The organism is Achromobacter sp. DH1f (genome assembly GCF_000633435.1).
In the GTDB taxonomy this organism is placed as follows: Bacteria; Pseudomonadota; Gammaproteobacteria; order Burkholderiales; family Burkholderiaceae_B; genus Achromobacter; species Achromobacter deleyi.
The window spans coordinates 206,675-226,391 of the sequence record NZ_AYMF01000025.1 but is presented as its reverse complement, the minus strand read 5'-3'; the positions used below and the strand labels follow the sequence as shown (position 1 = coordinate 226,391).

At 68.9% G+C, this 19,717-nt stretch carries 18 protein-coding genes; 11 read left to right on the top strand and 7 right to left on the bottom strand.

From position 1 onward, the window contains the following. Positions 1-47: 47 nt before the first annotated feature. A complete protein-coding gene (locus tag U858_RS0121840; protein ID WP_051593649.1) occupies positions 48-2,579 on the bottom strand; it encodes an ankyrin repeat domain-containing protein in 2,532 nt (843 codons plus the stop codon). A 193-nt stretch (positions 2,580-2,772) separates the two neighbouring features. On the opposite strand from U858_RS0121840, the gene U858_RS0121835 reads away from it, so the two are divergent. Further along, a complete protein-coding gene (locus tag U858_RS0121835; protein WP_369797702.1) occupies positions 2,773-3,393 on the top strand; it encodes a nitrogen fixation protein NifQ in 621 nt (206 codons plus the stop codon). Here the strand turns inward: U858_RS0121835 and U858_RS0121830 are convergent. Next, complete coding sequence (locus U858_RS0121830) at positions 3,387-5,438, bottom strand: TonB-dependent receptor (protein WP_051593659.1); 2,052 nt, start codon at positions 5,436-5,438, stop codon at positions 3,387-3,389. The two genes, U858_RS0121835 and U858_RS0121830, sit on opposite strands and share 7 nt — an antisense overlap. Positions 5,439-5,542: 104 nt before the next feature. Here U858_RS0121830 and U858_RS0121825 point away from each other — a divergent pair, with 104 nt between their 5' ends. Continuing rightward, positions 5,543-5,758 carry a SlyX family protein gene (locus tag U858_RS0121825; RefSeq protein ID WP_006391018.1) on the top strand — a complete coding sequence of 72 codons (216 nt, stop codon included), beginning with the start codon at positions 5,543-5,545 and terminating at the stop codon, positions 5,756-5,758. A gap of 79 nt (positions 5,759-5,837) precedes the next feature. Here U858_RS0121825 and U858_RS0121820 read toward each other — a convergent pair whose 3' ends face one another. Further along, the gene (locus U858_RS0121820) at positions 5,838-6,656 is read right to left on the bottom strand and encodes a class I SAM-dependent methyltransferase (protein WP_025139287.1); all 819 of its coding nucleotides are present in this window, start codon (positions 6,654-6,656) and stop codon (positions 5,838-5,840) included. A 217-nt stretch (positions 6,657-6,873) separates the two neighbouring features. On the opposite strand from U858_RS0121820, the gene U858_RS0121815 reads away from it, so the two are divergent. After that, complete coding sequence (locus U858_RS0121815; RefSeq protein ID WP_025139286.1) at positions 6,874-7,233, top strand: DUF4148 domain-containing protein; 360 nt, start codon at positions 6,874-6,876, stop codon at positions 7,231-7,233. 226 nt (positions 7,234-7,459) lie between these two features. Beyond that, positions 7,460-7,837, top strand: a complete 378-nt coding sequence (locus U858_RS0121810; protein WP_025139285.1) for a hypothetical protein — start codon at positions 7,460-7,462, stop codon at positions 7,835-7,837. Positions 7,838-7,974: 137 nt separating this feature from the next. On the opposite strand, the gene U858_RS0121805 is transcribed toward U858_RS0121810, so the two are convergent. Beyond that, positions 7,975-10,269 carry an NADP-dependent malic enzyme gene (locus U858_RS0121805; RefSeq protein WP_025139284.1) on the bottom strand — a complete coding sequence of 765 codons (2,295 nt, stop codon included), beginning with the start codon at positions 10,267-10,269 and terminating at the stop codon, positions 7,975-7,977. Between the two features lie 106 nt (positions 10,270-10,375). Between U858_RS0121805 and U858_RS0121800 the strand changes: the two genes are divergently transcribed. From U858_RS0121800 to U858_RS0121790, 3 genes are all read left to right on the top strand, one after another. Then, positions 10,376-11,338 carry a LysR substrate-binding domain-containing protein gene (locus tag U858_RS0121800; RefSeq protein WP_025139283.1) on the top strand — a complete coding sequence of 321 codons (963 nt, stop codon included), beginning with the start codon at positions 10,376-10,378 and terminating at the stop codon, positions 11,336-11,338. Between the two features lie 21 nt (positions 11,339-11,359). After that, positions 11,360-12,154, top strand: a complete 795-nt coding sequence (locus U858_RS0121795) for an AraC family ligand binding domain-containing protein (RefSeq protein ID WP_025139282.1) — start codon at positions 11,360-11,362, stop codon at positions 12,152-12,154. Positions 12,155-12,302: 148 nt separating this feature from the next. Then, positions 12,303-13,193: a DMT family transporter gene (locus tag U858_RS0121790; protein WP_025139281.1), complete on the top strand. Its 891-nt coding sequence runs from the start codon at positions 12,303-12,305 to the stop codon at positions 13,191-13,193. A 2-nt stretch (positions 13,194-13,195) separates the two neighbouring features. Here the strand turns inward: U858_RS0121790 and U858_RS0121785 are convergent, their stop codons facing one another. Next, positions 13,196-14,104 carry a LysR family transcriptional regulator gene (locus tag U858_RS0121785; protein WP_025139280.1) on the bottom strand — a complete coding sequence of 303 codons (909 nt, stop codon included), beginning with the start codon at positions 14,102-14,104 and terminating at the stop codon, positions 13,196-13,198. A 120-nt stretch (positions 14,105-14,224) separates the two neighbouring features. On the opposite strand from U858_RS0121785, the gene U858_RS0121780 reads away from it, so the two are divergent. From U858_RS0121780 to U858_RS0121770, 3 genes are read left to right on the top strand one after another with little or no spacing between them, the layout of a single operon-like run. Beyond that, the gene (locus U858_RS0121780) at positions 14,225-14,818 is read left to right on the top strand and encodes an amino acid synthesis family protein (RefSeq protein ID WP_025139279.1); all 594 of its coding nucleotides are present in this window, start codon (positions 14,225-14,227) and stop codon (positions 14,816-14,818) included. Then, the gene (locus U858_RS0121775; protein WP_025139278.1) at positions 14,815-15,600 is read left to right on the top strand and encodes an alpha/beta fold hydrolase; all 786 of its coding nucleotides are present in this window, start codon (positions 14,815-14,817) and stop codon (positions 15,598-15,600) included. Before U858_RS0121780 ends, U858_RS0121775 begins: the two co-directional genes overlap by 4 nt. 45 nt (positions 15,601-15,645) lie before the next feature. Further along, entirely contained in the window at positions 15,646-16,617 is a 972-nt protein-coding gene (locus tag U858_RS0121770) for a tripartite tricarboxylate transporter substrate binding protein (protein ID WP_025139277.1), read from the top strand. 9 nt (positions 16,618-16,626) lie between these two features. Here U858_RS0121770 and U858_RS0121765 read toward each other — a convergent pair whose 3' ends face one another. Next, positions 16,627-17,103 carry a MarR family winged helix-turn-helix transcriptional regulator gene (locus tag U858_RS0121765; protein WP_025139276.1) on the bottom strand — a complete coding sequence of 159 codons (477 nt, stop codon included), beginning with the start codon at positions 17,101-17,103 and terminating at the stop codon, positions 16,627-16,629. 282 nt (positions 17,104-17,385) lie between these two features. On the opposite strand from U858_RS0121765, the gene U858_RS0121760 reads away from it, so the two are divergent. Then, a complete protein-coding gene (locus tag U858_RS0121760; protein WP_025139275.1) occupies positions 17,386-18,738 on the top strand; it encodes an MATE family efflux transporter in 1,353 nt (450 codons plus the stop codon). A 17-nt stretch (positions 18,739-18,755) separates the two neighbouring features. On the opposite strand, the gene U858_RS0121755 is transcribed toward U858_RS0121760, so the two are convergent. Further along, positions 18,756-19,646, bottom strand: a complete 891-nt coding sequence (locus U858_RS0121755; protein ID WP_025139274.1) for a LysR substrate-binding domain-containing protein — start codon at positions 19,644-19,646, stop codon at positions 18,756-18,758. Between the last annotated feature and the right edge of the window lie 71 nt (positions 19,647-19,717).

The following is a 19,717-nucleotide window of genomic DNA, read 5'->3' as shown; positions in this document are numbered from 1 at the left end:
AAACAGGCGCCTTGCGGCGCCTGTTTTTTTTGCGGGATGCGCCTGGCTTATTGGCCCGGCGCCTTCACCACGAGCGTGATGCCCAGCCTGTCCGCCAATTGCCGCGCGGTCATGCCGACATACGGCTGCACCCGCGCGCCCTGGTCCAGATCGCAGGCAGGCGCGTTGGCGGCGCCGTCCAGCACCTGTTTCATCGCCCGCGCCGCCGACGGCGACAAGGGGCCGCCATCGCTGCCCTGCCAGGCCAGCATGTCCGCCACCGCCATGCCGCAACGCGCCGGCGTGGCGTACAAGGCGGCATCGTGCTCGAGCAGCATGCGCACCTTGGCCTCGTTGCCCTGCTGCAGCATGATCACCAGCGGCAGCGCGCCGGGGTCAGAAACGCCGCGCAGGCGCAGGGACCCGTCGCTGCGGTCCGACGGATTTGCCCCGGCCGCCAGCCAGGCCTGATACAGGTCATCCGGCAGCCACGGCAGCGACAGCGGCGCGATCTGGTTGTTCACGGTGCCCGTCGCGTTGGCCACATACGCCAACGGCACGCCTGCCGCCAGCAGGCGGTCGGCGGTGGCGCGCAGCCGGGCGCGCTGGCCGTTCCATTCGGCGCTGTTCTGTTTCGCGTCGGCCCGCAGTTCCACCTCGTTCCACTGCCGCAGCAGACTGGACATCGGCGCCATCGTCATGGGGGCATGCGGCTTGCCGGCGGCGGCCTGCGCCAGCTGGTCGACCAGTTCAGGCGACAACAGCCGCGCCGCCAGGCTGAACGCCTCGTCCAGGCCGGCGCGCACCTGGCCATCCTTGGGCCCGTAGCCGCCCACCGCCGGGTCCGCGCCTTGCGCCAGCGCAAACGCCACGCGCTCGGACGGGACGTAGGCGGACTGCGGCTTCAGGTCTTCGACGGGCGCTTCGCGCAGCGCCTCCAGCAGCGGGGTTTCCCACATGGCCTGGCTGCCGTAGTACATGCGGATATAGGCCGCGTTGATGTCGGCGCCCTTGGCCAGGAGCTTCTCGGCAAACCAGAACCTGGCCGGGCTGCCCATGGCCGCGTGCAGCACCGTGCGTCCGCTCTTGTCGCGGCCGTTGGGGTTGGCGCCCTTGGCCAGCAGGTAGTCCAGCGTGTCCTTGTCCTCGGCCGAATACGCCACCCGGCGCAGCAGCAGCGGCGTGCCGTTGGAATCGGGAGCTTCGAGCGACGCGCCCGCCGCCACCAGCACGTCGGCCAGCGCATAGCGTTCGGCCAGCGGGCGGGTATCGCGGCCATCCGGCAAGGCGCTGGACACGAGCGGCGCGCCGCGCGTGGGGGCGTCGACCCGTGCGCCCGCTGCCAGCAGCGCGCGCACCATCTCGATCTGCTTGGCCGACGTGGCCGCATTCAGCGCCGACACGCCGTTTTCGTTGACGCCGTCGGGGTCCTGCCCGCGCGCCAGTTCCGCGCGCACGGCGTCCAGGTCGCCCGCCCGGATCGCCTGGAAAATCGCCAGCCGGGGCCGGCACACCGCCGCATCCAGCGCCTTGGCGCCCAGCGCCGCGCCGATACGCTCGGCCACCTTGGCCGGAATCGGCTCGCCCGCGGCCAGGCGGCGCGTGCAATACAGGCGGTAGTCTTCCTGCGCCAAGGTTTCGAAATAGCTGCGCTGATCGCGCCGCTGGTCGCGCAGCTTCAGGCGTGCATCGGCGCGGTTCAGGTAGGCGGGCGTGCGCGCCGGGTCGCGCCGCAGCACCTCGCCCAGCACCGCGTCGGCCTCGGCCGGGTTGCCGGCCTCGGCCAGCCAGAAACCGTAGTCGTTCAAGGCGGCCAGGGCCTCGGGGTCCTGGCCAGCTGGATCGATCTCGCGATAGTCCGTTTCCAGCACGAAGCGGCGCAGGTCCGCCAGCGCCCGGTTGAACTCGGCGGCCTTGCTGCGGGGAATGGCGAACGCCACCTGGTGCAGCTTGCGGAAGGTGGCAGCCCCATCGACCGGCGCCTGGTATTCGTAACGAACGTCCGCGGGAAATGCCTTGAGCGGGCTGGGATACGCCACCAACGCGGGCTTGAGCGTGGCCAGCGCCGCCGCGCGCCGCGCGTCGTCCCAGGGGCGGTCGGCCGTCGCCACCACGCGGGCGGCATCCGCATGCACCGTCACCGCCGCGCCGGTCGCATCCACCAGAAAGCCATTGGCCTGGCTGCCGTCGGCGTCGTTATAGGTATAGGCCACCCAGTAGAACGACTGCCCCTCGCGCGGCGCCGCCACGCTGACGGTCTCTTGCCGCGAGACATTCCAGCCGGCCGGATCGATCACCAGCGGCCGCGACCGAAAGGCCAGTTCCGCCGCCGCGCCGGCTTGCGCGCCCCGGACGTAGCGGTACAGGTACAGCCGGTTTTCCATCTGCCCGACCAGCAGCGCGTCCTTGGCATTCTCGGTACCCCAGGCGCGGCGTTCGGGTTCGCGCAGCGGATAGCGCGACAGGCGCACCGCGTCGATCACGGCGCCGATGTCGTAGGCCGCAGCCGGCGGCGGCGCGGCAACGGCAAACAGGCCGGCCAACGTCAGTAAAGCGGCGCCAAGACGGCGGGGAAACACGGGCGGCAAGGCTGGGAGCATCCGGAAAGGGCCTGGAAGTGGAAGGCGGGCCGATGATACCGCCCTGGCTCGCCCCGTCCGACCACGGCGGACCCAGGCGGCGCTTGACGGCAGACAAGGCGAATGCGCGGCGCGTTCGTTATATATTTGAGCTTATATCGCTTTGATTAACACTTGAAGTAATTCATCGAGCCCCCCCTTCGCCATGCCAGCCGTGTTGACCGCCTCCGCTCCCGTCCAAGACCCCGCCGCGCCGGCCTGTCGCCTGCTGCGCCTGGCGGCCCCCGACGATCCCGACGCCGCCTTTTTCGCGACCGTGATCGGCAAGAGCCTGGCGCACGGCGACCTGGCCCGCAGCGGCCTGGCACCCGATGAACTGGACGACGTGCTGGCGCAGAGGTTCCCCGGCGCGCGCGACAGCCACGACCCGGCGCTGTTCGACCTGCCGGCCCGGCTGGCCGCGTACCGCGCACAAGGCCTGGCCGACCCCCAGCCGGGCTTCACCCTGCTGCTGCGCGTGCTGCTGAACGCCTATGGCGCGCCGCAGTGCGCCACGACCGCATGGGTCACCAGCGTGCTCGCGCACGCCTGCCTGCGCCCCGACCACCTGTGGCGCGACCTGGGCCTGACCGGCCGCGAAGACGTCACGGCGCTGCTGACCCGCCACTACCCCGGCCTGGTGGCGCGCAACACCCGCAACCTGCGCTGGAAGAAATTCCTGGCCTATTCCGCCTGCGAACACGCCGGCCTGCCGGCCGCCGCGGCGCCAGGCTGCGCGGCCTGTGAAGACCATGATTTCTGCTACGGCGATGGCGGAGACCGCCCCCCTCAATAGCGATAGGTCGCCCCCAACCCCATCCCCACGCTGCGTCCCGGCGCCGGTTCGTAATAGCGGCCGTTGCTTTCGTTGACGATGACCGAGCCCGCGTAGTGGCGATCGAACAGGTTGTCGACCCGCGCGTAGGCGCTCAACTCCCAGGCGCCGATCTGCTTGATGTACCCGGCCGAGAGCGCGGCCACGGCGTACCCGGGCGCCGCCGCGTCGTTGGCGTCGTCCGCGTACAGCTGGCTGAGATAACGCCCTTCGATGGCGGCCTGCCAGCCCTGCGGCGGCGCCCAGCCCAGCGACGCAAAGGCCGATTGCCGCGCGATGCCCGGGATGCGGTTGCCGGCGCGAATGCCGCCGCCCGCGTCGTCGCGATACCGCGCATCCAGCCACGTGTAGGCCAGCTGCGCGCGCCATTGGCCGGCAAAGCGCGTCGACCAGCCCAGTTCCAGGCCGTCGCGGCGGGTGCGGCCTGCGTTGCGGAAGGTGGTGCGTCCACCGCTGCTGCCGGCCGAGACGATCTCGTCGTCCGTCGATACCTGGAACACCGCGGCCGTGAGCAGGCCGTCGCCCACGCGGGCCTTCACGCCGGCTTCCACGTGGGTGCTCCACGCCGGCGCCAGGCCGAAGTTCAAGCCCGGCAGGCCGCCGGGCCGGTACGAGATTTCGTTCAGCGTCGGCGTCTCGAAGCCGCGCCCATATGACGCATACAGGCGCGTGCCCGCCGCAGGTTCATAACCGATGGCCGCCACCGGCAAGGCGCGGCGGTAGCGTGCGCTGCCGCTGTCGTCGCCGTTGCCGGGCACGATGTAGTGATCGCGCGAATCGAAATCCACCGTGCTGTAGCGCAGGCCCGCGTCCAGTGTCCATTGCGGCGCCACGCGCCACGAGGCCTGCACGTAGGGATCGGCGTTGTAGACGGTGTTGGTCTCGTCGCGCCGCAGCGCGCCCTGCACGCCCAATTGCTGGCTGCTGCCCGTGCCGGTGAAGTTCTGGTAGCCGCGGCGGGTCTCGCGCATCGTGTCGTAGGCAAAGCCGCCGATCAGCGTCAGCGGCCGCCCGGCCATTTCCAGTTCGGACGTCCAGCGCAGGTCTGCGCCGCCGTAGCGCCGCGTCAGGTCGATGACGCCGCCTGCCTGCGTCGGCGCGGCCTGGGCCGCAGGCGGAATCGCCTGGAACTGCGTGGTGTCGCGCTGGCCGTAATACAGCATCACGCGCAGCGTATTGGCGCCGTCGACATGGCGCTCGTAGACCAGGCCGCCCTGCGTCTGGCGCACGGTCTTGCGGGTGTCGTACTGCGAGGCCAGGTCGGCGCTGCGCGGATCGTCCTGGAACTGCGCATAGGTCAGTCCCAGCGGATCCTGCGCCTTGAGGTCGACGCTGTTGGCCACGAGGGTGAGGCGGCTGGCATCATCGAGCTGCACGCCCAGCTTGGCGTTGCCCAGGTTCTTGCGCGCCGCGCTGCGGTCGCGAAAGCCGTCCGTGGTCATGCGCGACAGGTCCAGCACATAGTCCACCGCGCCTTCTGCGCCCGACGCCTTGGCGCCATAGCGCCAGGTGCCGAAACTGCCGCCCCATCCCGAGGCCGACACCGACGGCGGCGCGGCGCCATCCTCGGTATAGGCCAGGATCACGCCGCCCGACGAATTGCCGTACAGCGCCGAAAACGGCCCGCGCAGCACTTCCACCCGATCCAGCGAGCCGATGTCGATGTTCGAGGTCTGCCCCTGCCCGTCCGGCATCGTGGCCGGAATGCCGTCCACATACAGCCGCACCCCGCGCACCCCGAAGGTCGACCGCGCCCCGAAGCCGCGGCTGGAAATCTGCAGGTCCTGCGCGTAGTTCTGGCGGTTCTGCACCTGCAGGCCCGGCACCCCGCCCAGTCCTTCCGACAGATTGATGCCGGGCTGGCCGCGGCGCATCGCGCTGCCCTCGACCACATCCACCGACGCGGGCGTCTCCAGCACGGACACGCCCAGCCGCGTGCCGGTCACCACCACCGGCGCCGTCTCGGGCGCCTGCGACTGCGCCACGGCCGCCATGGCCGGCGCCATGCCGAGCAGGCTGTGCAGAATCGGGCGGGACAGCGGGGCGCGGCGGCGGGGGTGATCGGTCACTCGAGGCTCCTGGGGCGCGGGGAATGGGTTCTAATACTGGCATGGAAAATTCGCAAGACATCGAACGCCGGCTGCTCGACCTGGAGGTCAAGGCCAGTTTCGCCGACGACCTGCTCGAACAGCTCAACCAGATCATCGTGCGCCAACAGCAGCAGATCGACCGGCTGCAGCGCGAGGTGGCCGACCTGCGCCAGCAAGCGCCCGAAGGCGCGGCGCCGTTTCGCAGCCTGCGCGACGAACTGCCGCCCCATTACTGACCAGGGCCGGCGCCACAAGTTGCCCAGGGTCCGCTGACTGCAACGGCGTCGCGCCCACCGCCGTGTCGGGATTCACCTCCTAAAAGCGGTATCGCAGCAGCCGCCCCACGCGCCGCAACGGCGCCAGCCGCCGCATCCACCCGATCAGCACCCGCGACAGCAGCGTATAACGCGCTACCTGGGCCGGGCTGCGCCCTTCCTGCACCATCTGCTCGGTGCGCAGCTTCAGACCCGGCACCTGCGCCTCCAGGTCCTGCGAATGGTTCAGGCTCCAGCGCGTGGTCGCCCCGGTCGCGCGGATCATGCGGTTGCGCGCCACCAGCGCCAGGCCCAGGTCGCTATAGGCATCGAAGATCACCTCGCCCGTCGGAAACTGGGTCGTGACGGTGCGCAGCAGCGCCAGTAGCGAGGCTTCGGGCAGATACAGGAACAGACCCTCGGCCACCACCAGCGTCGGCCGGCCCGCGGGCACCTGCGCCAGCCAGGCCAGATCCGTCACCGACGACGCGATCAGGCGGCAATCGGCGCGGTCGGGATACAGCTTGCGGCGTAGGGCGATGACCTCGGGATAGTCCACTTCGAACCAGGCCACTTCGGGCGGCGGGTCCACCCGGAACAGCCGGGTATCCAGCCCGCAGCCCAGGTGCAGCACGGTGGCTTCGCGGTGCGCGTCGATGAATTCGCGGGTCCAGCCATCCAGCGCATGGGCCCGCATGGCCAGGCCGATCATTTCATCGTCGCGCAGATGCAGCGTCGAAAAGTCGTGGTCGATGCGCGCCACCGCGTCCGCCGCGTAGTGGTCGCGCAACAGGGAATCCGCCAGGCGGCTTTCCTGGGCCTTGGCGTACAGGGTGATCAGCAACGTTGCTTTTACCCCCGAGAGGTCCAGCTTTTCCATGCGCATCCTGTGAGGGTAAGGGAGCTATCGATGCCATTAATGGAGACTAATTACAAAAATCATCAATAACTTTCCATTAATGGAAAAATCTTTTACCGATATACGGGTTTATCCCTAGGAAGAATCGGCGCACCATTCAGTCATCGGGAAACAACAACGAAGCACGACGGATAGGCCGCCTGATTCGCTCCCCGGCTTTTGAAATCGGAGATTCACCATGAAAAAGACCCTTGCCACCGCCCTATTGATGTCCTTGGCCGCCCTGAGCGCCGGCGCCTACGCGTCGCAGAACATCGAACCGAACAACGTGCCCTTCCAGGGCGTCTATGGCACCCCGTACGAAGGCCCGACCCGCGCCCAGGTGCAAGCCGAACTGGCTGCCGCCAAGGCCGCCGGCCAGGTGTCCAACGTCGAACCCAACGACATGCCGTTCCAAGGTGTGTATGGCGCCCCCCAGTCTGGCGTGACCCGCGAGCAAGTGCAAGCCGAACTGGCCGCTGCCCGCGCCGCTGGCCAGGTGTCCAACGTCGAACCCAACGACCTGCCGTTCTCGGGCGCGTACCACCGCGGCAACTGAGCCGCGCCGCGGCCGCCGATGCGCGGCCGCCCGCCTTGACCGATTTACCCCTCCCCTTGTTGTACCTTGGCCGCCTCTCCAGGCGGCTTTTTTTGCCTGTTCTGCGCCACATCAGGGCAGGCGCGCGCGGCTCAAGACAAGAGCCGGCAGCTTGGCTTACCATCGCAGGTGAACGCCGATGGGCTGCGCACGCAGCCTCCTGCCTATAACAACGAGGGAGTCCGCTTTGAAAACCACCCACCTGATCGCTATCGGCCTGCTCGCCTGCGGCGCGTCCAGCGTCGCTCTGGCAGCGCCCGCCGTGATGCTGAACCACGCGCTGATCACCGAAATCCCCAAGGCCGACCAACCCGTCTTCCACAAGGCGGTGGCCGACGCGTTGAACAACGCGGCCGATGGCCAGAGCACCCAGTGGTCCAGCACGCCCAAGGGCAAGCAGGCCCCCATCACCGCCAAGATCACCCCGCTGCAGACCAGCACGATGTCAGGCGATCGCACCTGCCGCCTGCTGGAAGGCGATTTCGCCCGCGCCAAGACGACCGAGACCTGGAAGTTCTGGTTCTGCAAGCAGCCGGACGGCACCTGGAAGGCCAGCTCGAACTGATGCGGCGCGGCCTGGCCGGCCGCCCAAAAAACAACGCCCGCCTCATCTACGGATGAGGCGGGCGTTTTCATTCATGCGGCGGCTGACGGGCGTTTGCGCCCGCTAGCGCCTTGCCCCGCAGGACAAGGCGCGCCGGATCAGCCTTCGACGCGGTTGGCGTCCAGCACCGTCATGGCCGTCATGTTGATGATGCGGCGCACGGTCGAGCTGGAAGTCAGGATGTGCACCGGTGCGTTGGCGCCCAGCAGGATCGGGCCGACTGCCACGTTGCCGCCAGCTGCCGTCTTGAGCAGGTTGTAGGCGATGTTGCCCGCGTCCACGTTCGGGCACACCAACAGGTTGGCTTCGCCCTTGAGCGTGGACGACGGCAGGATGCGCAGGCGCAGCGCTTCGTCCAGCGCGCAATCGCCGTGCATTTCGCCGTCGATTTCCAGTTCGGGCGCGGCCTCGCGCACCAGTTCCAGCGCGCGGCGCATCTTGGCGCCCGACGCCGAGCTGCCCGACCCGAAGTTGGACCGCGACAGCAACGCGACCTTGGGCGCCAGGAACATGCGGCTCATTTCGCGGGCGGCGGCGATGGTGAACTCGGCGATCTGCTCGGCCGAGGGTTCGTCGTTCACATGCGTATCCACCAGCACCACCGTGCGCTCGTTGAGCAGCAGGATGTTCATGGCGGCGTAGACGTTGGCGCCGGGGCGGCGGCCGATCACTTCGTCCACGAAACGCAGGTGGTCGTGATACGCGCCGACCGTGCCGCAGACCATGCCGTCGGCATCGCCCAGGTGCACCATCATCGCGCCGATCAGCGTCAGGCGGCGGCGCATTTCCACGCGCGCCATTTCCTTGGTGATGCCGCGGCGGCACATCAGTTCCCAGTACGTCGTCCAGTACTGATGGAAGCGCTCGTCGTATTCGGGGTTGGTGACTTCGACGTCTTCGCCCAGGCGCAGGCGCAGGCCGAACTTCTCGATGCGCGACAGCAGCACGGCGGGGCGGCCCACCAGGATCGGACGGGCCAGGCCTTCGTCGACGATGACCTGCACGGCGCGCAGCACGCGTTCGTCTTCGCCTTCGGTGAAGACGATGCGCGATTTACCGCCGCCACGCACGATGCGCTTGGCCGCCGAGAACAGCGGCTTCATGAATGCGCCCGAGTGGTACACGAACTGCTGCAGCTGTTCTTCGTAGGCTTCCAGGTCGGCCAGCGGACGCGTGGCCACGCCGCCGTCCATCGCAGCCTTGGCCACCGCGGGGGCAATGCGCACGATCAGGCGCGGATCGAACGGCTTGGGAATCAGGTATTCGGGGCCGAACGAGATGTCATAGGTGCCGTAGGCGGCGGCCACGACTTCGTTCTGCTCTTCTTCGGCGAGCTGGGCAATGGCGTGAACCGCCGCCATTTCCATTTCGCGGGTGATGGTGGTGGCGCCCACGTCCAGCGCGCCGCGGAAGATGTACGGGAAGCACAGCACGTTGTTGACCTGGTTCGGGTAGTCCGAACGGCCCGTCGCCATGACCACGTCGTCACGCACGCCGTGCGCCACTTCCGGCAGGATTTCCGGCGTGGGGTTGGCCAACGCCAGGATCAGCGGACGCGGGCCCATGGCCGCGACCATTTCCGGCTTGAGCACGCCGCCGGCCGACAGGCCCAGGAACACGTCTGCGCCGTCGATCACCTCGGCCAGCTTGCGGGCGTCGGTCTTTTGCGCAAAGCGCGCCTTGTCCGGGTCCATCAGCGTGGTGCGGCCTTCATAGACCACGCCTTCGATGTCGGTCACCCAGATGTTTTCCAGCGGCAGTCCCAGGTCCACCATCAGGTCCAGGCAGGCCAGGGCGGCAGCGCCCGCGCCGGAGGTCACGACCTTGACCTGGTCGATCTTCTTGCCCACGACCTTCAGGCCGTTGATGAACGCGGCCGAGACCGTGATGGCGGTGCCGTGCTGGTCGTCGTGGAAGACGGGGATCTTCATGCGCTCGCGCAGCTTGCGCTCGACCGTGAAGCATTCCGGCGCCTTGATGTCTTCAAGGTTGATGCCGCCGAAGGTGGCTTCCAGGCCGGCAATGATCTCGACCAGCTTGTCCGGGTCGGTTTCGTTGATTTCGATGTCGAACACGTCCAGGCCGGCAAACTTCTTGAACAGCACCGCCTTGCCTTCCATGACCGGCTTGGAAGCCAGCGCGCCGATGTTGCCCAGGCCCAGCACCGCGGTGCCGTTGGTGATCACGCCCACCAGGTTGCCGCGGCCGGTGTAACGGAACACATTGGCCGGATCCGCCACGATTTCCTCGCAGGCCGCCGCTACGCCCGGCGAATACGCCAGGGCCAGGTCACGCTGGTTGGTCAGCGGCTTGGACGCCACGACAGAGATCTTTCCCGGGGTGGGAAACTCGTGATAGTCCAGAGCGGCCTGGCGGTCGGATTGCGAATTCATGGGGCGGCGCCTCCTAGTCTTGAATAGGGAAAATTCTAGGGCCGAAGACATAAGGCGATCATTCAGATTTAATATTGTCACATCACCTTTTAATTATGGCTTGTCTATGACGCCGTTTTCCCCGGACGAGGTTATCCGCAAACTGACCTCGCGGCTGAAGATGCGGCACCTGATGCTGCTGCTACAAATCGAGCAGCATGGGTCCCTGACCCGGGTGGCCGAGCACATGGCCACCAGCCAGCCGGCTGTGACCAATGCCCTGGCCGAACTGGAAAGCATGTTCGACGTGCCGCTGTTCGAACGCTCGGTGCGCGGCATGACCCCCACGCCGCTGGGTGCGGTGGTGCTCGCCCGTGCCCGCGCCCTGGTGCACGACCTGGGCCACCTGGTGCAGGAAATGGAAGCCGTGGCCGCCGGCCATGCCGCCCACCTTCACATCGGCGTGATTCCGTTCGTGTCGGGGCAGATGCTGTCGGCCGCCATTGCCCGCACCGTGCCGCAGGGGCGCGGCATCACCGCCACCATCCATGAAGGCCAGGGGCCGGCGCTGCTGCGCCAGTTGCGCGACCACACGCTGGACGTGGTGGTGGGCTGGGCGACGCCGTCGGTGGACCTGAGCCAGATCGATTTCGAAGTGCTGTACCACCAGCCGCCGCGCCTGATCGCCAGCCGCCGCCTGGCCGCGCGGCTGGGCCGCACCCGGCTGGAATGGAACATGCTGGCCGACCTGGACTGGATTCTGGGCACGCCCGACAGCCCGATCCGCGAACAGGTGGCCGACATTTTCCTGCGCGCCGGCCTGGCGCCCCCCACGCCGTCGGTGCAAAGCGATTCGTCCAAGCTGATCGGCGAGATGATCGTGGCCAGCGACCGCGCCGTGTCCATCCTGCCGGCCGACATCGCCGACGAGCTGGTGCGCATCGCCGGCGCGGCCATCGTGCCGTATTCTTTCGACTGGACCCTGCCGCCGATTTCGCTGTTCACCCGCGCCGACGGGCTGCGCCGCAACGTGGATGCGTTGTTCGCCGCCGCGCTGCGCGACGTCTTCAGCCGCGGCGGGCGCGCCTGATCCCTCACCCGAGACCCCTTCATGGCCCTTGCCCAGTTCGTCATGCAACGCAGCGCCCTTGCCGGCGTGCAGGCCGTGGCCGCGCGCAGCGGGCGCACCTTCGCGCGGCACACGCATGACCAGTTCGGCATCGGCGTCATGCGGCTGGGCGCGCAGGTCTCGCACAGCGGCCGCGGGCAGGTCGAGGCCGGTCCGGGCCAGGTCATCACGGTCAATCCGGGCGAAGTGCACGATGGCGCGCCGATCGGCGGCGAACGGGCCTGGCAGATGCTGTACCTGGACCCGGCGGTGGTGGCAGACGCGGCAGATGGCCTGCCGCGCAGCGGCGGTTTTGAATTCGAACACCCCGTCATCGACGCCCCGGCGCTGGCCGCGGACGTGCTGGCGCTTTATGCACAATTGACCTCGCACGCCTCGCCGCTGGCCTGCGACGCCCTGCTGCTGCGGATTCTGACGCGCACCGGGGTACGCGCCCTCTCGGCCACCGACACCGGCATGCCCGCCGCCATCCGCCATACGGTCAGCCTGATCGACGACGCGCCGGCCGCGGCGCTGTCGCTGGCGGATCTGGCGGGCGCCAGCGGCCTGAGCCGCTTCCAGGTGCTGCGCGCGTTCCACCGCGCCACCGGCATGACGCCGCACGCGTATCAATTGCAGCGGCGCCTGCTCCTGGCGCGCAGCCTGCTGCGCCAGGGCACGGCGCTGGCCGATGCGGCCGCCGCGGCCGGTTTTGCCGACCAGAGCCACATGACCCGGCTGTTCTCGCGCGCCTATGGCGTGTCGCCAGGGCGCTACGCGCAGGCGGTCGCGGGCTGAATCACTGACGGCGGCATCGGTCCGGGGGACGCCCGGCCACGCACGGCGAGACCGTCGCGCCGACCAGAGCGGCCCCTGCAATTTCGTTCAAGACCGCGGCCTGCGCCGCCGCCTACGCTGCGGTTCCTCTTGAATGCAATCGCTATCCATGAACAGAACATTGCAAGGCTATGCCTGCCTGGCCGCGGCCATGGCGCTGGTGGGCAGCACGGTGGTGGCCAGCAAGGTCATCGCCGCCGGCTTGCCGCCCTTTACCGCCACCGCCCTGCGCTTCGCCCTGGCGCTGCCCTGCTTTGCGTTGCTGTGGCGCCTGACTGGCACGCGGCTGCCTGAGCTGCAATGGCGAGACTGGCTGTTGCTGACGGCACAGGCCATCGCCGGCAGCGTGGGCTACACGACTTTGCTGATCGCCGGCCTGCAGCGCACGTCCGCCGTGGACGCCGGGGTGATCCTGGGCACCCTGCCCCTGGTGTCGGCCGGCGTCGCCATCGTGGCGCTGGGAGAACGGCCGGGCCGGGCCACGTTGCTGGCGATCGGCGCCGCGGCCGCGGGCGTGTGGCTGATGACGCGCAGCGGCGCGGTGGACGGCGCGGGCTCCGTGGCCGGCAATGCGCTGGTGCTGGGCGCGGTGCTGTGCGAGGGCCTGTTCATCCTGCTGCACAAGCGGCTGCGCACACCGGTACCGCCGCTGGCGCTGTCGGCCATCATGTGCGCCATCGGCCTGCTCGTGTGCGTGCCGGCCAGCCTGGCGGAAATGCCCTGGTCCCTTGACGTTTCGACCGACGCGCTGCTGGCCGTCGCCTATTACGCGTTGGTGCCGACGGTGGGCGGGTTTCTGCTGTGGTACGCCGGGGCCGCGCGGGTCGCGGGGTCGGACGCCGCGCTGTTCACCGCGGTCGCGCCGGTGTCGGCCGTGCTGCTGGCCGCGGCACTGCTGGGCGAACGCCTGTCGGCCGGCCAGCTTTGGGGCATGGCCTGCGTGCTGGGCGCCGTCTTCATCCTGGGTTGGGCGCGCAAGCCCGCCGCGGACATGCCATAAGGTCAGACCAGGTCCGCCCCCTTGCGGCGCGTGAACTGGGTCAGCGAGCGCAGCGCCAGCGCGTGCATGGCAGCAACGGACGGCAGCAGGGTTTCTTCCTTGCGGGTCAGCACGCCGACAATGCGTTCCACCGTCGGCTCGCACAGCGGCACGAAGGCCAGCCCGCTGTCGGCGGCGGGCCGCGCCAACACCGGCAGCACGGTCACGCCCAAGCCGCTGACCACGCTGGCCAGCAACGACGCGCGGTTCGACACCACCATGGCCGGGTCATCGATGCCACTGCCCAGTTGGCGGTTCCTGAGCGTATCGAACGTGGCATTGCCAATCAGGCGTTCGGATGCCAGCGACGACCAGGGCACCGCCCCGCGCCGCCGCGCCAGGGGATGCCCCTTGCGGCAGACCAGCCCGAACGCGTCACGCGCCACCGGCGTGAACGCGACCTCGGCCGTGCGCGGCACCTGGCCGGCCACGCCGACCTGCACTTCGCCGTTCAGGACCAGCCGGTGCACATCCTGCGACGACTCGTCCACCGCCCGGATGCGGATGTCGGGGTGGCTACGCGCATAGCGTTCCAGCAGGCGCGGCAGCCATTCGTCCGCCAGCGATGGCATGACGGCCAGCGACACCGGGCCGGTGTGCCCCATGCCCAACTGCCGCGCCGCATCCAGCACCCGGTCGTGGGTGGCCAGCAATTCGCGCAGCAACGGCGCCACGGCCTGGCCCAAGGGGGTCAATTGCGCCCGCTTGCCGGCTTCGAACAACGGCGCGCCCAGTTGCTGTTCGAGATCCTGCATGGCCGCCGACACCGCCGCCTGCGAGCGATGCGTGCCTTCGGCGGCCAGCCGGAAACTGCCGTGGTCGGCTGCCAGAAGGAACTGGCGCAGGTGCTGGATTTTCAGGGACGCGGTCATGAAGGGCGGTGCATTGAATTCAGGTTTTCCGAAATTAACTTGAGTTAATTTGGATTGTCAAAATTCATCGCGGGCTTGAACAATGGCGCATCGCTATCCCTCACGCATTGGAGCAACGCAATGGCTTTGCAAGTACGCAAGATCGTCAGTTATGTCGAGAAGACCTGCATCGAAGGCGGCAAAGCCGCCGAACGCCCGCTGATCATGATCGTGGCGGCTGCCGTCATCCGCAATCCCTGGGCCGGCCTGCCCTTCCAGGAAGACCTGCGCCCGCAGATCCTTGAACACGCGCCGCCGCTGGGTGAACTGCTGGTGCAGGAAATCCTGCGCCAGGCGGGCTCGGCCGACCAGATCGAGGCCTACGGCAAGGCCGCGGTGGTCGGCACGTCGGGCGAGATCGAACACGCCTCCGCGCTGATCCACACGCTGCGTTTTGGCAACGCCTACCGCGACGCCGTGGGCGGCACCAGCTACCTCAGCTTCACCAACACGCGCGGCGGCCCCGGATGCGTGATTTCGGTGCCCTTGATGCACAAGCAGGATGAAGGCCTGCGGTCGCACTACCTGACCGTGCAGACCACCATCGGCGACGCGCCCGCGCCGGATGAGATCGTCATCGCCCTGGGCGCGGCCACGTCGGGCAGGCCGCACCATCGCATCGGCAACCGCTATTCCGATCTGCAGGAACTGGCGCAGGCGTCGCAATCGCAATGAGCGCGCCCCGCCGCCGTTCCGGCCACGGCACGCCGCTGGTGCTGCTGCATGGCGTCGGGCTGGATCACACGCTCTGGGATGACCTGGCGCCGCTGCTGCAAGCCGAGTTCGACGTGCTGCGCTACGACCTGCTGGGCCATGGCGCGGCGCCCGGCATTGCCGGCCCCGCGGACATCCAGGACTTCGTCGCGCAGCTCGATGCCGAGCTGGACCAGGCAGGCTGGGCCAGCGCCTGCGTGCTGGGGTATTCCATGGGCGGCCTGATCGCCGGCGCCTATGCCGCGGCGCGGCCCCATCGCGTCACGCGGCTGGTGCTGCTCAGCACGGTGTTCCAGCGCACGCCGGACGAAAGCCAGGCGGTGATGGCGCGCCTGGCGGCCGCCGCCACGCAGGATACGCAGGCGGCCGCGGCGGTGTCGTTGCAGCGCTGGTTCACGCCGGCCTATCAGGCGGCACGCCCTGACCGGGTGGCCGCCATCGGGCAACGCCTGATCCGCAACGACCGCGCCGACTTCCTGGCGGCGTATCGCCTGTTCGCGCACGGTGACCCGATCCTGGCGCACGCGGCGCCCGACATCGCCTGCCCCGTGCTGGTGATGACCGGCGAAGAAGATGTGGGGTCCACCCCGCGCATGACGCGCAGCCTGGCGCGGGCGCTGCCCGATGCCCGAGCGCGCGTCGTCGACGGCCAGCGGCATATGCTTCCGGTGGAAGCGCCCGCCGTGGTGGCCTCGGCCCTGCACGCCTTTTTATTGCAGAACAACGCTGAATCGCCCGCCTGACAGAGGCGATCGGCATCCCCGGAATCGGGTCGATGGAGACAAACCATGCATCGCAGAACCCTTCTGAAGCACCTGGCCCTGGGCGCGGCCGCGTCCTGCGCCCTGACGCTGAACCGCTACGCCATCGCCCGGGAGGCGCCGCTGCGCGTCATCGTGCCGTTTCCGCCGGGCGGCGGCACCGACGTGCTGGGCCGCGTCATCGCCGCCACGCTGGAAGGCGCGCTGGACCGTTCGGTGGTCGTGGAAAACAAGCCGGGCGCCAGCGGCATGCTTGGCGCGGACTACACCGCCAACGGCGCGAAGGACGGCAGCGTGCTGCTGTTCGCCGGCCTGGTGCCATCCGTGCGCTATTACACGCGCCCGCCCGAAGAGGTGCTCAAGCAGCTGGCGCCCGTCTGCCCGATCGCGCGCTCGCCCTACATGGTGGCGGTCAATAGCGGCCTGCCCGCCAAGACGCTGGCCGAGCTGGTTGCCCAGGCCCGGCGCGAGCCCAAGAGCCTGACCTTCGGTTCGCCCGGCAACGCCACGCCCCAGCACCTGGCCACCGAACTGCTGCAAGCCGCCTGCGGCATCGACATGCTGCACGTACCCTACCGGGGCACGGGCCCCATGATGACCGACCTGCTGGGCAGCCAGATCCAGGTGGTGGTGGCCACCGTGGCCGCCGTCGAGCCTTACTTGAAAAGCGGACGGCTGCGCGTGCTGGCGGTGACCAGCCGCGAGCGCCTGGCGAAGTATCCCGATATTCCCACGGTCGCGGAAAGCGGCTATGCCGGTTTCCAGGCGCAGATCCAGTTCGGCACGTATTGCGCGGCGGGCACGCCCGATGCGCTGATCGCCTCGTTGAACCAGGGCATCAATACCGCACTGCGCACCGAAGCGGTGGGCGCCAAGCTGGCCGAACAGGGCTTTCAACCGACGGGCGGCACGCCGGCGCAGTTGCAACAGGCTCTGTTGACCGAAATTCGCGACGTCGCCGCGCTGGTGCAGGCGGGCAAGGTGCGGGTGGATCTGTAGGGGCCGGCCTCAGCCGCGGCTGAACGCCAGCGCGAACTCGTCCGAGAAGATATCGGCCAGCGAATGCCGGAGCGCCGCCGCGCGCTCGGCGCCGTAAGCGGCCTCGAAGCGCTGCTGCGCGTCTTTCCACAAGCGCTTGGATTCAGACAGCTTGGCGCGGCCCGCGTCGGTCAGCGCGACGCGGCGGCTGCGGCCGTCGCGTTCGTCGCGCGCCATGCTGACATAGCCATCGCGTTCAAGCGGCTTGAGGTTGTGCGCCAGCGCCGAGCGGTCCAGCACCATGGCGCGCGCCAGGTCGGTCATGGACGGCGTGCCGGCGCGCGCGATGTGCACCAGGATCGAATGCTGCGAGACCTTCAGGCCGCAAGGAGCCAGCACGGTGTCGTATAACTGCGAGACGCGGCGGGTGGCCTTGCGCAGGGCGGCGCCGTTGCAGATCAGCGGGTCCTGGGGAATGGCGGAAACGGAAGGGTCGGCGTCGGACATGGCGGATTCGGACGGCTGGTTGAGCGGAAATGACGGCATCGGAAGCGGCGGGAACCCCGGCGGCAATACGCAGGGACCTGAGCGGGTGGCGGGTGGCAACCGCGCCAGGCGGACCCGGTCCATTACGCTACTTCCGCGCCGGGTTGGAGTCTAGCCCATTCTTGACAGATATTGGCATATGCACGTAAATTTTCCGGACTCTCCCCTTACGGCTGTCCCGCCCCCATGTCCGCCATCCCCGCCGCGCCCACGCCCCGCCCCGCCAATGCGCGCCTGCAGGCGATGCTGCATGCCCCCATCGCCCCCACGCTGGCCCGGCTGGCCTGGCCCAACATCCTGATGATGCTGGCGCAATCGGCCACCGGCTTGATCGAAACCTGGTTCCTCGCGCGGCTGGGCACGCCGGTGCTGGCCGGGGTGGCGCTGGTGGTGCCGGTGCTGATGCTGATGCAGAACATGTCGCAGGGCGCGATGGGCGGCGGCATTTCCGCGGCGGTGGCGCGCACCCTGGGCGCGGGCCGCCAGCAAGAGGCCGACCAGCTGGTACTGCACGCGGTGGTGCTGAATGCGGCGCTGGGCGCCGTGTTCTGCGTGCTGCTGCTGGCGTTCGGCCCGCAGCTGTATCGCGCGCTGGGCGCCGAAGGCGCCGCGCTGGAGGCGGCGCTGGCGTATTCCAACGTGATCTTCGGCGGCATCGTGCTGATGTGGCTCATGAACGCCTTTGCCAGCGTCATCCGCGGCACCGGCAACATGCTGGTGCCGGGCGCGGTGATCTGCGGCGGTGCGCTGCTGCTGGTGCCGCTGTCGCCCTGCCTGATCTTCGGCTGGGGTCCATTTCCCGCGCTGGGCGTGGCGGGTGGCGGCTGGGCGCTGGTGACCTACTACGCAGTGGGCACGCTGGTGCTGGGCGGCTATTGCCTGAGCGGCCGCAACGCCGCGCGCCTGACGCGCAGCCGGCTGCACCTGACCTTGCTGCGCAGCATATTGAGCGTGGGCGCGCTGGCCACGCTGAACCCGTTGCTCACCAACGGCCTGGTGGCGCTGACCGCCGCGCTGATCGGCGCCTACGCCGGCACGGCGGCCGTGGCCGGCTACGGCATCGCGGTGCGGCTGGAATACCTGATGATTCCGCTGGCGTTCGGCCTGGGCGCGCCGATGGTCGCGATGGTGGGGTCCAACATCGGCGCAGGCCAGCCCGAACGCGCGCTGCGCATCGCGCTGACCGGCGGCGCGATGGCCTTCGTGCTGGCCGAGACCATCGGCCTGGCGGCCGCATTTTTCCCCGAGGCCTGGCTGCGGCTGTTCGGCGCCCAGGACCACATGCTGGAAGCGGGTGCGGCCTACCTGCGCATCGTCGGGCCGCTGTACGGCTTTTTCGCGCTCGGCTTTTCGATGTACTTCGCCTCGCAGGGCGCGGGGCGCCTGAAGTGGCCGCTGCTGGCGGGATTCCTGCGGCTGCTGATCGGTGCGGGCCTGGGCGGCGCCGCCTTGCATTTCACCGGATCGCTGACGGTGTTCTTCGCCATCGCGGCGGCGGCCATGTGTCTGTATGGCCTGATCATCCTGGGCGCGGTCGCGTCGGGGTCTTGGTTCGAACCCGGGCATCTGCGCAAAGCGGGGCTGGCGGCGCGCTGAGTCCGGCGGGACACGCGCTACGACTTGGGTGCGTCGCGCAGCGCGTACGCCACCAGCTGTTGCGCATAGGCCGGCAATTCTCCGCGCACGCACAACACCAGGTCCCGCACGGCCCAGTCATCCACCAGCGCCACGCGCCGCACGCCGGCCGCGCGGCCATGCCGCACTGCCGCCACCCGCGGCATGATCGCCACGCCCACCCCCAGGCCCACCATCCGGCAGACCGCGCCGAAACTGCGCAGGCGCACCCGGTAAGACAGCACCTTGCCGCTGCGCCGCGCATGGTGCGCGATGTGTTCCTGCAAGGCGCTGCCCTGCACCAGGCCCACGAATTCCTCGTCCGCCACCTCGGCCAGGGTCACGCTCTCGCGCTCGGCCAGCGGATGCCCGGCCGGCACGACCAGCGCCAGCGGGTCATGCCGAAAACGCAGCACCTGCAAGCCATGCAGGTCGGTAGAGTCGGCCAGCACGCCGATATCGCAGGTGCCGGCGCGCAAGGCGTCGGCGATTTCGTAGCTGAGGCGCTCTTCCAGGTCGACCGACACGCGCGGGTGGTCCTTGAGAAATTCACCCAATACCTGGGGCAGGTATTCGCTGAGCGCCGTGGTGTTGCACAGCACCCGCACGTGGCCCTTGAGCCCCTGGCCGTAGTGATCCAGTTCGCCGCGCATGCGGTCCATCTGCGCCAGCACCAGCCGCGCGTGGTGGGCCAGCGTGCGGCCGGCGGGCGTGGCCTGCACGCCGCGATGTTCACGCAGCAGCAGCGGCACGCCCAGCGTGTCTTCCATGCCGCGGATGCGTTCGCTGGCGGACGCCAGGGTCATGTGCGAACGCCGCGCGCCGGCCGTGATGGAGCCGGTCTCTTGCACGTTCAGGAACAGGCGTAGGTCGGTCAGGTCGAAGCGCATGGAAAAAGCGTAGCACGGCTGGCTCAGGCTGTTCCATAGGCCAGGTACGCAAGATCCCGATACGGCGTTGC

What these genes read in the sequence shown, in the direction of transcription:
- U858_RS0121770 (WP_025139277.1), top strand. Translation starts at nt 15,646, where the DNA reads ATGCATCGCAGAACCCTTCTGAAGCACCTGGCCCTGGGCGCGGCCGCG.
- U858_RS0121765 (WP_025139276.1), bottom strand. Translation starts at nt 17,103, where the DNA reads ATGTCCGACGCCGACCCTTCCGTTTCCGCCATTCCCCAGGACCCGCTG.
- U858_RS0121805 (WP_025139284.1), bottom strand. Translation starts at nt 10,269, where the DNA reads ATGAATTCGCAATCCGACCGCCAGGCCGCTCTGGACTATCACGAGTTT.
- U858_RS0121785 (WP_025139280.1), bottom strand. Translation starts at nt 14,104, where the DNA reads ATGACCGCGTCCCTGAAAATCCAGCACCTGCGCCAGTTCCTTCTGGCA.
- U858_RS0121790 (WP_025139281.1), top strand. Translation starts at nt 12,303, where the DNA reads ATGAACAGAACATTGCAAGGCTATGCCTGCCTGGCCGCGGCCATGGCG.
- U858_RS0121820 (WP_025139287.1), bottom strand. Translation starts at nt 6,656, where the DNA reads ATGGAAAAGCTGGACCTCTCGGGGGTAAAAGCAACGTTGCTGATCACC.
- U858_RS0121830 (WP_051593659.1), bottom strand. Translation starts at nt 5,438, where the DNA reads ATGGCGCCGGCCATGGCGGCCGTGGCGCAGTCGCAGGCGCCCGAGACG.
- U858_RS0121755 (WP_025139274.1), bottom strand. Translation starts at nt 19,646, where the DNA reads ATGCGCTTCGACCTGACCGACCTACGCCTGTTCCTGAACGTGCAAGAG.
- U858_RS0121800 (WP_025139283.1), top strand. Translation starts at nt 10,376, where the DNA reads ATGACGCCGTTTTCCCCGGACGAGGTTATCCGCAAACTGACCTCGCGG.
- U858_RS0121780 (WP_025139279.1), top strand. Translation starts at nt 14,225, where the DNA reads ATGGCTTTGCAAGTACGCAAGATCGTCAGTTATGTCGAGAAGACCTGC.
- U858_RS0121815 (WP_025139286.1), top strand. Translation starts at nt 6,874, where the DNA reads ATGAAAAAGACCCTTGCCACCGCCCTATTGATGTCCTTGGCCGCCCTG.
- U858_RS0121840 (WP_051593649.1), bottom strand. Translation starts at nt 2,579, where the DNA reads ATGCTCCCAGCCTTGCCGCCCGTGTTTCCCCGCCGTCTTGGCGCCGCT.
- U858_RS0121795 (WP_025139282.1), top strand. Translation starts at nt 11,360, where the DNA reads ATGGCCCTTGCCCAGTTCGTCATGCAACGCAGCGCCCTTGCCGGCGTG.
- U858_RS0121775 (WP_025139278.1), top strand. Translation starts at nt 14,815, where the DNA reads ATGAGCGCGCCCCGCCGCCGTTCCGGCCACGGCACGCCGCTGGTGCTG.
- U858_RS0121760 (WP_025139275.1), top strand. Translation starts at nt 17,386, where the DNA reads ATGCTGCATGCCCCCATCGCCCCCACGCTGGCCCGGCTGGCCTGGCCC.
- U858_RS0121825 (WP_006391018.1), top strand. Translation starts at nt 5,543, where the DNA reads ATGGAAAATTCGCAAGACATCGAACGCCGGCTGCTCGACCTGGAGGTC.